Origin of the sequence: Brevundimonas diminuta, from assembly GCF_039673845.1 — a bacterium.
GTDB lineage: Bacteria > Pseudomonadota > Alphaproteobacteria > Caulobacterales > Caulobacteraceae > Brevundimonas > Brevundimonas diminuta_E.
Genome location: NZ_JBDJMK010000001.1, coordinates 263,948 through 276,252 on the forward strand (window position 1 = coordinate 263,948; position 12,305 = coordinate 276,252).

Below are 12,305 nucleotides of genomic sequence, written 5' to 3' on the forward strand. Positions count from 1 at the left end.
GCCGTCGCAGAGGGCCTGAAAGAGGGTCACGCGCACTGGTAACGCTCCCACAGGTCGTCTCCGACAGGCTCGACGCCCAGACGACGGAACTTGGGGGCGTCGGCCAGCTTTGCAAGCGCCAGAGACGCGATGCAGGGCCGCCCCTCCCCGCCCAGCAGGATCGGCGCGCGGAACCACTCGATCGCATCGACCGCGCCCGCGAGGATGAAGGCGGCCGCGACGCGCCCCCCGCCCTCGATCAGGACGGAGCCGACGCCCCGGTCGGACAGGACGTCAAGAACGGCGGGAATGGCCGGGCGGCCGTCGCTGGCGACGACGGCGAGGACTTCGGCTTGCCCGATGGGATGGGGCGCGGCGGTCGTCAGGATGAGGGTGTTGCCACTGGCGACCTTGGCCGTTTCGGGCGTGCGAAGACGGCTATCAAGGACGACTCTCAACGGATTCCTTCTCCCCTCGTGGGAGAAGGTGGGCGGCGAAGCCGCTCGGATGAGGGGGACGCTGGATGCGCCCCCGACTTCAGCCGTTTTGCGTGGGGACAGCGCCCCCTCATCCGTCTCGCTGCGCGAGCTGCCGTCTCCCACGAGGGGAGAAGGAAGAAGATTAGAAGGAAGGCGCACCGTCAGTTCGGGATCGTCGGCCAGCACCGTCTCGACGCCGACCAGAATGACGTCATGCGCCGCGCGCAGGCGGTGGCCCTGCAGGCGCGCCTGCGGCCCTGTGATCCACTGGCTTTCGCCGCTCGCCGTGGCGATACGGCCGTCCAGCGAGGTGGCCAGTTTCAGGGTGACGCGCGGGCGCATCAGTCCTGGCCGGACTTGGTCTCGTCGAAACCCTCGTCGCCGAGGAATTTGGCGAAATCGCTGGTGTGGCGGAAGTCCTTGTAGACCGAGGCGTAGCGAACGTAGGCGACCTCATCGACCGACTTCAGCGCCTTCATGATGAAGTCGCCGACGATGTGCGACGGGATCTCCGTCTCGCCCAGGCTTTCCAGCTGGCGCACGATGCGGCTGACCAGCAGCTCGACCTGATCGGGCTGGACCGGGCGTTTGCGCAGGGCGATGCCCAGCGAGCGTTCCAGCTTGTCCCGGTCAAAGGGGGTGCGGCGGCCGTTCCGTTTCAGGATGACCAGTTCGCGCAGCTGCACCCGCTCGAAGGTGGTGAAGCGCCCGTTGCACTGCGGGCAGGACCGACGGCGCCGGATGGCCGCGCCGTCGTCAGACGGGCGGCTGTCCTTCACCTGAGTATCGGCGTTTCCGCAGAACGGGCACTTCATCCGATGGGCCTCTTAGCGATAGATCGGGAAGCGCGCGGTCAGTTCGCGCACCTGAGCCGCCACGCCCGCGACGACGGCCGGATCGGCCTCATCGCCGCCGTTCATCGACGAGACGACATCAGCGATCCAGTGGCCGATCTGCTCGAACTCGGCCACGCCGAAGCCGCGCGTGGTGCCCGCCGGCGTGCCCAGACGGATGCCCGAGGTGACGGTGAAGGGCGCGGTGTCGAACGGCACGCCGTTCTTGTTGCAGGTCATCAGCGCCTTTTCGAGCTCATGCTCGGTGGCCTTGCCGGTCACGCCCTTGGGACGCAGGTCGACCAGCATCAGGTGGCTGTCGGTGCCGCCCGAGACGATGGCCAGACCGCGGTCGACCAGAACGGCGGCCAGGGCCTGGGCGTTCTTCACGACCTGCTGGGCGTACAGTTTGAACTCGGGCTTCAGCGCCTCGCCGAAGGCCACGGCCTTGGCGGCGATGACGTGCTCCAGCGGGCCGCCCTGCAGGCCGGGGAAGACGGCCGAGTTGATCTTCTTGGAGATGTCGCCGTCATTGGTCAGGATCATGCCGCCGCGCGGACCGCGCAGGGTCTTGTGCGTCGTGGTGGTGACGACGTGGGCGTGCGGAACCGGGTCCGGATAGGCGCCGCCCGCGATCAGACCGGCATAGTGGGCCATGTCGACCATCAGATAGGCGCCGACCGAATCCGCGATCTCGCGGAAGCGCTTGAAATCGATCTGACGGCTGTAGGCCGAACCGCCCGCCAGGATCAGCTTGGGCTTTTCCTTCTCAGCCATTTCAGCGACGTGATCGTAATCAATCAGTTGGTCGCTTTCCTTCACCTTATAGGTGACAGGACGGAACCACTTGCCCGACTGGTTGGCGGGCGAGCCGTGGGTCAGGTGGCCCCCGGCGGCCAGATCCATGCCCAGGAAGGTGTCGCCCGGCTGCAGCAGGGAGAAGAAGACGGCCTGATTGGCCTGTGCGCCCGAGTGCGGCTGGACGTTCACAAAGGCGGCGCCGAACAGCTCCTTGGCGCGCTCGCGGGCCAGATCCTCGGTGACGTCGACGAATTCACAACCGCCGTAATAGCGACGGCCCGGATAGCCCTCTGCGTATTTGTTGGTCAGGACCGAGCCCTGCGCGTCCAGCACCGCCTGCGAGACGATGTTTTCCGAAGCGATCAGCTCGATCTGCTCCTTCTGGCGGCCAAGCTCGCCCTGGATGCCCTTGAAGATCGCCGGATCGGCGTCGGCGAGGCTCTTGGTGAAGTAGGAATCGTGCGTGAAGGCGGTCACTGGAGGCATCCCGGTGGCTGAAGGCTGAAACGGCGCTCCCTTCTAGGCCGCGCCGCCTGACACCACAACATCTAGGGGGTGGAAGCGTCACAGACACAGCCATGACAGCCGCGGAAACCTGATGCCAAGCGTGGCTACAAACTGAAAACGCCGCTCCAGCCATCGAAGGCCACCTCGACGTTCGACGGCACGGATCGCGCCAGAGCGTCATAATCCAGATCAATGTGAAGATTGGTCAGGACAGCCTTCTTCACACCGGCGCGGGCGATCCAGTCCAGGGCAAGGTCGACGTGAGCGTGGGTGGGATGCGGCGTGTAGCGCAGGGCGTCCACGATCCAGAGGTCGGCGCCGCGCACGGCTTCCAGCGCCGCTTCATCCAGACCGGATACGTCGCTGGAATAGGCGATCGGGCCGAGGCGATAGCCCACCGAGCGAATCGGACCATGCGCCTGATCGAAGGTGACGACAGGAATGGCGCCGCCGGGACCATCAACCTGCCAAGGCTGGCCATGCGGCGGAATGGAGCGCGCCTCGACGATGGCCGGATAGCCGTGCTGGCTTTCGAAAATATAGTCGAAGCGGCGGGTCAGGGCGTCGTGGGTCGCTGCGTCCATCCACGCCGGGATGCGGCGGCGGGCGTGGGCGGCGAAGACGCGCAGGTCGTCGATGCCGTGGGTCTGATCCGCATGGTCGTGGGTGTAGAGGACGGCGTCGATGTGGCGCACGTCGGCGGCCAGCATCTGCTGGCGAAAGTCGGGCGAGGTGTCGATCACCACGCTGGTGACGCCATCCGGCCCATGCAGGCGCGCCAGCATGGAGCAGCGGGTGCGCCGGTTGCGCGGCTCGGCCGGGTCGCAGTCGCCCCAGTCGCCGTCGCCGCGCGGCACGCCGCCGGACGACCCGCAGCCAAGGATGACGACTTCCAGTTCGCCCTTGGCGCTCATTCGGCAGGCCTCGGAATACGGTCGAACAGGTTGAAGAAGGCGTCTGTGGTCCGCTGGTCCGCCTGTTCCGGGCTCCAGCCGCGGATTTCGGCCAGCTTCTCCAGCACCAGACCGACATAGGCCGGTTCGTTGCGGCGGCCCCGGTGCGGGATGGGCGCCAGATAGGGGCAGTCGGTTTCAACTATGATGCGGTCTTCGGGCATGCGGCGGATGACCGCCCTCACCTCTTCCGCCGCCTTGAAGGTGGCGATGCCGGACACCGAGAACCAGGCGCCCAGTTCCATTGCTGTTTCAGCTAGTTCCATGCCGCTGGTGTAGCAGTGCATCAACAGTTTGAAGGGCGCGCGGGCGTGTTCTTCCCGCAGAATCTCGCCCATCAGATCGTCGGCTTCGCGCGTGTGAATGACCAGCGGCAGTCCGGTGCGGCGCGCCGCCTCGATATGCTGGCGGAAGACCGTCGCCTGCACATCGCGCGGGCTGAGATCATAGTGGAAGTCGAGGCCGCATTCGCCGATGCCGATGACGCGCGGCCGATCCGCCAGTTCGACCAGACGCTCGGCGGTCAGATCGGCGTAATCCTTGGCCTCATGCGGGTGGACGCCGACCGTGCACCAGATGTCGGCGTTGTTCATGGCCAGGGCGTGCGTCGCCTCGAACGTCGACAGCTTGTCTGAAATCTCGACCATCAGCCGCACGCCCGCCTGACGGGCGCGGTCGATCACCGCCTCGCGATCCTCGTCGAACTGGGGGGCGTGAAGATTGACGTGACTGTCGATGAGCATGTCAGAGAGAGGCTTTCGTGCGGGCGATGTCGGCCAAGGCGCCGGCCAGAACATCCGCCTTATCAAGATTTAAGCCCACAGCGCGATCCGGCAGTTCCGACAGCCGCCCCCACAGTTCAGCCCAGCGCGCGCCCTCGCGGCCGCCGCTGTCGACGGCTCGGCGCTTCACCGCTGCGATCAGGCGATCCATCAGGGCCTCGAACCGCGCCTGCCCTTCGGCGCCCCGGAAACCGTCGGCGATGGCCAGTTGCTCGGCACGATCAACCTCGGCGGCGTCGATCCAGTTGCGCGCCAGACGGTCTACCTCGGCCATGGAGCCCGACGCCAGATCCAGCGCCGCGCCGGGCGATCCGCCCGCCATTTCGGCCGCAGCCTGCGCCTCATCTGCGCTGACGCCGGTGCGCTGCTGGACCAGATCGGCCAGCCGCCCTTCGGACCAGATCGGGAAGGTCAGCCGCCGACAGCGCGAACGGATGGTGGCCAACAACCGACCCGGCGCATGGGTCACAAGGAACAGGACGCCGCTTTCAGGCGGCTCCTCAAGAATCTTTAGCAAGGCGTTGGCTGCGTTGATATTCAGGTCGTCGGCGGCGTCGATGATGGCCACCCTGTGTCGGGCCTGGGAAGGGCTTTTGGCGAAGAACTCCGGCAGGTCGCGGGCCTGATCGACCGAAATGGCGCGCTTCAGCTTGCCGCCCTCGACGGCGCGTTCCAGCACCAGCAGATCGGGGTGAGCCTGGGCCGACACCAGGCGGCTGACCGGATCATGCGGCGCGGCGCCCAGCGGTCCGCGCGACGGGTCCGGCACGGCGCCCAGCAGACGGCGCGCGGCGCGATAGGCGAAGCTGGCCTTGCCCGATCCCTCAACCCCGCACAGCAGCCATGCGTGGTGCAGACGCCCGCGGTTCAGGGCGTCCAGAAAGGCCTCTTCAGCCTGAACATCGGCGATCAGATCGAAACGGTCACGCGGATGCTCGCTCAAAGCAGCCGCTCCTCCACTACGGCCCACAGCCGGGCCGCGACGTCCTCGACCTCGCCGGTCGCGTCGATGACGACGCAGCGGTCAGGGTGACAGCGCGCGACATCCAGAAAGCCGTCGCGCAGCTTCTGATGGAAGGCCAACCCCTTGGATTCAAATCGCGTTTCGAACAGGCCCCGCCCGAACGCCCGGTCCAGACCGACCTTGACGGGCAGGTCGAACACAAGGGTCAGGTCCGGCTGGTCGCCGTTGACGACGGCGTCGTCCAGCGCCTCGATCAGGCTTTCCGGCGTGCCGCCGCCCGCGCCCTGATAGACGCGGCTGGAATCGGCGAAACGGTCGCAGACCACCCAGCGCCCGGCGTCCAGCGCAGGCAGAATGGTCCGCTCCAGATGGTCTGAGCGCGCCGCATACATCAGCAGGGTTTCCGTGCGCGCGGACCAGCGATCCGCCTCGCCCGAGACGGCGATGTTGCGGATTTCCTCCGCCCCCGGCGAGCCGCCGGGCTCGCGCGTCTGAAGCACGTCCAGACCCTGCGCGCGCAGGCGATCGACCAGCAGACGCGCCTGTGTCGTCTTGCCGGCGCCCTCGCCGCCTTCGAAAGTTATAAATCTGCCTCGCTGCACCCGCGCACAATGGCGAGCGGGACGCGGGAAGCAAGCCCGTTCAGCCGCCTATCAACAGGGCATCGCTGAAGCCGCGCGCCACGACCGCCTGACGGGCCCGTTCCGCCGCCGTCGCATCGGGCCACGGGCCGACCACCACGCGGAACAGCGGACGGCCGTCGCGGTCGATGTTCTGGACCACGGCCTTGTCGCCCAGACGCCGCGCGACCCGATCAGCGCCGCGCCGTTCGGAATATGCGCCCGCCTGCACCCAATAGCCGCCCGTCGCCGCCGGCGCCGCCGTATAGACAGGCTGAACAACGGGCGCCGCCGGTTGCGCAACCGGCGCAGCAGGCGTCGCAGCGACATCATAATAGGGACGCGGCCCCTGACCCGAGGCGCGATCCGGCGTCGGATTTCGCGCAGGCGGCGCGCTCGTTCCGGCGTCGGCCTGACGCAGGGCCGTGCCGCCGCCGCCCTGACGCGGCGCTGGGCCGACATAGCGAACGCGAACCTCGCCCACCCCTTGCTGCAACAGGCCCAGTTCCTGAGCCGCGCCGCGCGACAGATCGATGATGCGGCCATCAACGAACGGCCCGCGATCATTGACGCGCAGTATGGCGCGACGCCCGTTGGCCCGGTTCGTCACCTCGACCAGACTGGGCAGAGGCAGGGTCTTGTGGGCGGCGGTCAGGGCGTTCATGTCGAACCGCTCGCCGGTCGAAGTCGGCCGCCCCTGATGATAGGCGCCATACCAGGACGCCTGCCCCACCTCGTCATAGTTGGGCTGTTCCTTCGGGTGATACCAGCGGCCGCGGATCTGATAGGGCCGCATGGTGCCCGAAACAATCGGCGCAGGATCGGTCACGACCGGGGCGCCGACAGGCGCTCCGCCCTTGCCGCCAAAGCTGGCGCACGCCGCCAGGGTCGAGAAGGCGACGGCCATCAAGGCGCCTTTCAGCAGTCTCGCCCACATGATGATGTTACTCCGGACAATCACAGGTTTTATCCTGAATTAGCGCCTGAGTTTTCCGGTTTGGTTAACGCGGCGTTTGCCGTATGGCGTGACGACATCGCCTCTCCGGCCATCAGAAACCGTCGCCTTGAGCCCCTCCCCCTACAGAACCCGCACCGGGGTCTTCCTGCTGGCCACGCTGTGCTGCGCCCTGTGGGGCAGCGCCTTTCCGGCGGTCAAGAGCGGCTATGCCCTGCTGCATGTCGCGCCGACGGACACCGCCAGCCAGATCCTGTTCGCGGGATGGCGGTTCGCCCTGGCCGGAGCCATCCTGCTGATCACGGCGCTGGCGATGAAAAGGCCGATCATGGCCATGAGCCGCCGCCAGTTCGGCCAGATCGCCCTGCTGGGCCTGACCCAGACGGCCATACAATATGTCTTCTTCTACATCGGACTGGCGCACGCGACGGGCGTGAAGTCCTCGATCATGAATGCGACCAGCGTCTTTTTCAGCGTCGTTCTGGCCCACTTCATCTATGCCGACGACCGGCTGAGCGGGCGCAAGGCGCTGGGCTGCCTGATCGGCTTCATGGGCGTGGTGGCGGTCAATCTGAACGGCGCCGCAGGTGTCGGCTTCGATTTCACCCTGCAGGGCGAAGGCTTCATTGTCATCGCCGCCTTCGTGCTGGCGGCGGCCTCCATCTATGGCAAACGGCTGTCGCGCGATCTCGATCCGATGGTGATGACCGGCTGGCAATTGCTGATCGGCGGCCTGATTCTGACGGCGGCGGGTCAGGCGACGGGCGGGCGCCTGGAGAGCCTGAGCCCGGCGTCCGGCGCCTTGCTGCTTTACCTCGCCCTGCTCTCTTCGGCGGCGTTTGCGATCTGGAGCCTGCTGCTGAAGCATAATCCGGTCGGCATGATCGCCGCGTTCAACTTCCTGATCCCGGTCTTCGGCGTCTCGCTGTCAGCCGCGTTTCTGGGCGAAAGCCTGATGCAATGGAGCTATCTGATCGCCCTTCTGCTGGTCTGCGCCGGCATCTGGCTGGTCACCCGCCCTGGCGCGACACAAGAAGCCGCCACAAGGTAACGCTTTCCGCTTGGGTCGCGCCCGTCTTGCCGCTATGCACAGCCAAGCGCGACTCGCGCAGGACAGGTGGCCGAGTGGTTTAAGGCAGCGGTCTTGAAAACCGCCGTAGGTGGAAGCCTACCGTGGGTTCGAATCCCACCCTGTCCGCCACACACTGCATAGTTTGTTTCTGCTTCTGAAAAGCGACGACAAGCGGCTATAATCTCAAGACATTCCTATCTAAATCCGCTGGATCCATAGCAGCTTCCGGCCTCCATCAAGCTTGTGGCGTCCAGAATCGCGCCTGTTTCTGTCCACGCCGCACTCCAAGTGCGAAATTCCAAGCAATTTCATCATATGATTAAAATTTAATCCGCCCAAAATCAAGAAACTAAATCAACATATTTACAATATACTCATAAGAAAACAAGAACAAATGGCACTTAATAAGACATTACAATAATCTCAATAGTTGCTTTCCTTGATTTAAACCACTAAACAATCGCAAAAAAGTTTTCGATATGTTTTCAAATCCCTCTTGAATGTCCACGCGATAGCGAATTTTTCCAGCCCGCAACCAGACTTCAAGTTCATGTCTGGCAGCAGGGACATGATCCAGATGATCGGGCAAGATAAAGCCCCGCATTTCAGCGCGCTGCGCGATCATCCGCATCAGGTTACGAGGGCCGGGCGCGGCCTCCACATCATTGTATCCTGATATCGCGCCGCACAGGACAATGCGGCCGAAGCGGGCGACATGGTCGATACCCGCTTCAAGCATTGCACCGCCTACATTGTCGAAAAAAAGATCGATCCCTTTCGGGGCGAGAATCGCCAATCGCTCAGAAACATTCTCGTTGCGATAATCGATGGCGGCGTCGGCGCCGTAATCGCTCGTCAACCATCGACATTTTTCCGGACCGCCCGCGGCGCCGATGACGCGCGCGCCCTTCAGGCGGGCGATCTGCACGGCGACGGATCCGACAGCCCCGGCTGCGCCTGAAACAAGGACCGTATCACCGGCGCGCAGTCTTCCGACCCTGTTCAAACCTATGTGGGCCGTGAGGCTGGCCGCGCCCAAAACGCCTAAAGCCTCCTCCGGCGTTACACCCAGCGGGATGAGAACCGGCGGCGTTTCTCCGACGCGCGCCGTCACGGCATAGTCCTGCCAGCCGAAGAGGCCCCGCACCAGAGATCCTTCAGGATAGGCCGGGTTGTTCGATGCCTCTACGCGCGCCGCAGCACTGCCGCGCACCGGGCCGCCGACTGGCATGGGCGGCATATAGCTGTCGCCATCATCCATCCATCCTCGCTGGGCGGGATCAAAACCGATCATCACCACACGAACCAGGATTTCACCCGCTGCGAGATTGGGAACAGGAACCAGCGCGTCACGGCGCGCGAAGTCTTCAAGACTCACCTGACCGACAGGGCGTCGTGCCAGCACCCACTGACGATTGAGGCTTGTCATGGACGGCTCCGGTTCAGGCGAGATGCCCGCCAATATCCAGAGGCATGTTCGACCGCACCAGACGCCCACGCTCAACACAGCGTTTCCAACTGCCCCGCTGATCAACAGAACCGAATGTCGGATGCTGCGGACAGGTCGAACAGGAAGCCGACATGTCCGAAATCGAAGACCGTCTCACCCGCATGGAAACCCAGCCACAGGCCGACACCGGCGACACCTTTGAGCGCGGGCTGAAGGTCGGAGAACTGTGGGACGACGACGGCCTCTATGAACTGGCTGATGATCTGAGCCGTCATGCGAGCTGACAAGCTGGCGCCATCGGACATCCTGTTCACGCCGATGATGGTCAGGAACCTGTCCCTGCCGAACCGTATCGTCATGTCGCCGATGACCCGCTACTTCTCTCCAGCGGGGACGCCCGGCGCCGACGTGGCAAGCTATTATCGCCGGCGCGCCGAGGGTGGAGCGGGACTGATCGTGACGGAAGGCGTCGGCGTAGGGCACCCATCCGCCGTCGATGACCTTTCCATTCCTCATATGCACGGCAAGGCTGCGCTGTCCGGCTGGCGGAATGTCGTCGCCGAGGTCCATGCCGCCGGCGGCCGCATCTTTCCGCAGTTGTGGCATCAAGGGCCGCTGCGCGAGCCATTACGATCGACAAGGCCTGACCTGATCGGCGCCCGGCCATCCGGCTGCTGGGGCCCGCCGGGCCATACATCCTATGCCTCGGACTACGTAGAGACGATGCGTACGCTCACCGTTCCCATGACAGCGTCTGAAATCAGAGCCGTAGTCAAAGCCTTCGCAACAGCCGCGCGCGACGCCATGGACATAGGCTTCGACGGGATCGCCCTGCATGGCGGACACGGCTATCTGATCGACAGCTTTCTCTGGCCCGGAACCAACCTGCGCACGGACCGCTACGGCGGCGATGCGGCCGGTCGCGCCGCATTCGGCGCGGAGATCGTGGCCGCCGTCAGACACGAAATCGGCGACGCCCCCATCATGTTCCGGTTCTCGCAGCATAAACAGCAGGACTACGGCGCGCGTCTGGGCGATACGCCTGAAGAACTGGGCGACCTGCTACAGCCTCTGGCGCACGCCGGGGTCGATCTGTTCGACGCCAGTGCGCGACACTTCCAGCATCCGGCTTTTGCTGGATCGCCTCTGACGTTGGCGGGTTGGGCCCGCAAGCTGACAGGCAAGCCTTCGGTCGCCATCGGCGGCATCGGTCTGGACAACGGCCTGGGCGAAACCCTGAGCGGCAGCAGCGAGACGCGTCCGCTGGATAACCTGGATGCGGTGCGCGAACGGATCGCGTGCGGCGAATTCGATCTGGCGGGGGTCGGCCGAGCGATTCTGAACGACCCGTTCTGGCCCGAGCGGATTCGTACAGGACAGCCCGCCCTACCCTTCGACCGATCCAACCTGCGCCGTCTGGCCTGAAAGAAAACGGCGCCGTCCCACAGGTCGGCGCCGTTTTCATATGCCTTCACCTGACGTCAGGCATATCCGAGCGTGGCCTTGACCTCCAGGAACTCTGCGAAGGCGTGATCGCCCCACTCCCTTCCGTTGCCCGACTGCTTGTAGCCGCCGAAGGGCGCCATCAGATCCGGCCCTGCGCTGTTGATGATCACCTGCCCCGCACGCAACTGACGCGCGACATTGCGCGCCCGGTCGATGTCGGCGGATTGCACATAGGCCGCCAGGCCATAGACCGTGTCATTGGCGATGTGGATGGCTTCGTCCTCGCTGTCATAAGGGATGATTGACAGCACAGGTCCGAAAATCTCTTCACGCGCGATGGTGGCGTCCGGCGCCACATCGGCGAAGATCGTCGGCTTGACGAAATAACCGACCTCCAGCCCTTCAGGGCGACCGACGCCGCCCGTGACCAGGGTTGCGCCCTCTTCAACGCCCTTGGCGATCAGCGTCTGGATCTTGTTCCATTGCACATCGGACACCACCGGGCCCAAGGCGAAATCCCCGTTCGGGTCACCGACCGTCAGGCTTTCAGCCGCAGCCTTCGCCGCCGCCTGAGCTTCTCCCATGCGGTGACGAGGGACCAGCATCCGCGTAGGCGCATTACAGGACTGGCCGCTGTTGTTCATGATGCGGGCCACGCCCGACGACACGGCGGCGGCGATGTCGGCGTCATCCAGTATGATGTTGGCGGACTTGCCGCCGAGTTCCTGATGGACGCGCTTGATGGTGGGCGCCGCATTCTTCGCGACCTCGACGCCCGCCCGGGTCGACCCCGTGAAGCTGACCATGTCCACGCCCGGATGCGCCGACAGGGCGGCGCCGACGCCCGGTCCATCGCCGTTGATCATGTTGAAGACGCCCGCGGGAACACCCGCAGCATCGATGATCTCAGCCCACAACAGTCCAGAGAGAGGCGCGACTTCGGATGGCTTCAGCACCATGGTGCAGCCGACGGCCAGCGCCGGCGCGACCTTGCAGCCGATCTGGTTCGACGGCCAGTTCCAGGGAGTGATGAAGGCGCAGACGCCAATCGGTTCGCGACTGATCAGGGTTGACCCGCGCGGCTCGTCAGCAAAATCATAGCCCTTCAACACCTCGATCGAAGTGCTGAGGTGCGCAGCGCCCATAAAGGCCTGAGCCTTGCGGGCCAAAGCCGCAGGCGCGCCCATTTCCGCAGTAATGGCCTGCGCCATCTCGTCCTGACGACGGACATATTCCGCCAGGATCGCTTCCAGCAGTTCGATCCTTTCCTGCCGCGTCGTCCGGCTGAAACTGGTGAAGGCGCGGCGGGCGGCCGTTACCGCCCTGTCGACATCATCGGCGCCGCCCAGACTGATACGGGCGATCGGCTGTTCGGTCGCCGGGTTGATGACGTCCAGCACACGCGGCGCGACCGGATCGACCCAGGCGCCGTCGATGTAGAATTTCAGATGGTCGGTCATGACG

13 protein-coding genes and 1 tRNA gene are annotated in these 12,305 nt (G+C 64.9%); 4 read left to right on the forward strand and 10 right to left on the reverse strand.

Features of this window, described 5'->3' with window-relative positions; translation table 11 throughout:
- Nucleotides 1-26: 26 nt before the first annotated feature.
- From ABE454_RS01355 to ABE454_RS01390, 8 genes are all read right to left on the reverse strand, one after another.
- Nucleotides 27-800 (reverse strand): RibD family protein, encoded by a 774-nt coding sequence (locus ABE454_RS01355; protein ID WP_346528256.1) that lies wholly within the window; start codon nucleotides 798-800, stop codon nucleotides 27-29.
- Complete coding sequence (nrdR, locus tag ABE454_RS01360) at nucleotides 800-1,273, reverse strand: transcriptional regulator NrdR (RefSeq protein ID WP_003164743.1); 474 nt, start codon at nucleotides 1,271-1,273, stop codon at nucleotides 800-802. Before nrdR ends, ABE454_RS01355 begins: the two co-directional genes overlap by 1 nt.
- Before the next feature lie 12 nt (nucleotides 1,274-1,285).
- Nucleotides 1,286-2,578 (reverse strand): serine hydroxymethyltransferase, encoded by a 1,293-nt coding sequence (gene glyA, locus ABE454_RS01365; RefSeq protein WP_346528258.1) that lies wholly within the window; start codon nucleotides 2,576-2,578, stop codon nucleotides 1,286-1,288.
- 125 nt (nucleotides 2,579-2,703) lie between these two features.
- Nucleotides 2,704-3,513 (reverse strand): MBL fold metallo-hydrolase, encoded by an 810-nt coding sequence (locus ABE454_RS01370; protein WP_346528260.1) that lies wholly within the window; start codon nucleotides 3,511-3,513, stop codon nucleotides 2,704-2,706.
- Complete coding sequence (locus ABE454_RS01375) at nucleotides 3,510-4,349, reverse strand: TatD family hydrolase (protein WP_346528262.1); 840 nt, start codon at nucleotides 4,347-4,349, stop codon at nucleotides 3,510-3,512. The genes ABE454_RS01370 and ABE454_RS01375 overlap by 4 nt, the downstream gene beginning before the upstream one ends.
- A complete protein-coding gene (locus ABE454_RS01380; RefSeq protein WP_346528265.1) occupies nucleotides 4,297-5,277 on the reverse strand; it encodes a DNA polymerase III subunit delta' in 981 nt (326 codons plus the stop codon). Before ABE454_RS01380 ends, ABE454_RS01375 begins: the two co-directional genes overlap by 53 nt.
- On the reverse strand, nucleotides 5,274-5,900 hold the full coding sequence (gene tmk, locus ABE454_RS01385) for a dTMP kinase (protein ID WP_346528267.1): 627 nt from the start codon (nucleotides 5,898-5,900) through the stop codon (nucleotides 5,274-5,276). Before tmk ends, ABE454_RS01380 begins: the two co-directional genes overlap by 4 nt.
- Nucleotides 5,901-5,940: 40 nt before the next feature.
- A complete protein-coding gene (locus tag ABE454_RS01390; RefSeq protein ID WP_346528269.1) occupies nucleotides 5,941-6,825 on the reverse strand; it encodes a septal ring lytic transglycosylase RlpA family protein in 885 nt (294 codons plus the stop codon).
- A 157-nt stretch (nucleotides 6,826-6,982) separates the two neighbouring features.
- Between ABE454_RS01390 and ABE454_RS01395 the strand changes: the two genes are divergently transcribed.
- Entirely contained in the window at nucleotides 6,983-7,924 is a 942-nt protein-coding gene (locus ABE454_RS01395; RefSeq protein ID WP_346528272.1) for a DMT family transporter, read from the forward strand.
- Between the two features lie 60 nt (nucleotides 7,925-7,984).
- Nucleotides 7,985-8,074: transfer RNA gene (locus ABE454_RS01400), tRNA-Ser, on the forward strand.
- Between the two features lie 283 nt (nucleotides 8,075-8,357).
- On the opposite strand, the gene ABE454_RS01405 is transcribed toward ABE454_RS01400, so the two are convergent.
- Nucleotides 8,358-9,374, reverse strand: a complete 1,017-nt coding sequence (locus tag ABE454_RS01405) for an NADP-dependent oxidoreductase (protein WP_346528275.1) — start codon at nucleotides 9,372-9,374, stop codon at nucleotides 8,358-8,360.
- Nucleotides 9,375-9,526: 152 nt separating this feature from the next.
- Between ABE454_RS01405 and ABE454_RS01410 the strand changes: the two genes are divergently transcribed.
- Complete coding sequence (locus ABE454_RS01410; protein WP_346528277.1) at nucleotides 9,527-9,679, forward strand: hypothetical protein; 153 nt, start codon at nucleotides 9,527-9,529, stop codon at nucleotides 9,677-9,679.
- Nucleotides 9,669-10,820, forward strand: coding sequence for a 12-oxophytodienoate reductase (locus ABE454_RS01415; RefSeq protein ID WP_346528279.1), 1,152 nt, complete (start codon nucleotides 9,669-9,671; stop codon nucleotides 10,818-10,820). Before ABE454_RS01410 ends, ABE454_RS01415 begins: the two co-directional genes overlap by 11 nt.
- 56 nt (nucleotides 10,821-10,876) lie before the next feature.
- Here ABE454_RS01415 and ABE454_RS01420 read toward each other — a convergent pair whose 3' ends face one another.
- On the reverse strand, nucleotides 10,877-12,301 hold the full coding sequence (locus ABE454_RS01420) for an aldehyde dehydrogenase family protein (RefSeq protein ID WP_346528282.1): 1,425 nt from the start codon (nucleotides 12,299-12,301) through the stop codon (nucleotides 10,877-10,879).
- Nucleotides 12,302-12,305: the final 4 nt, after the last annotated feature.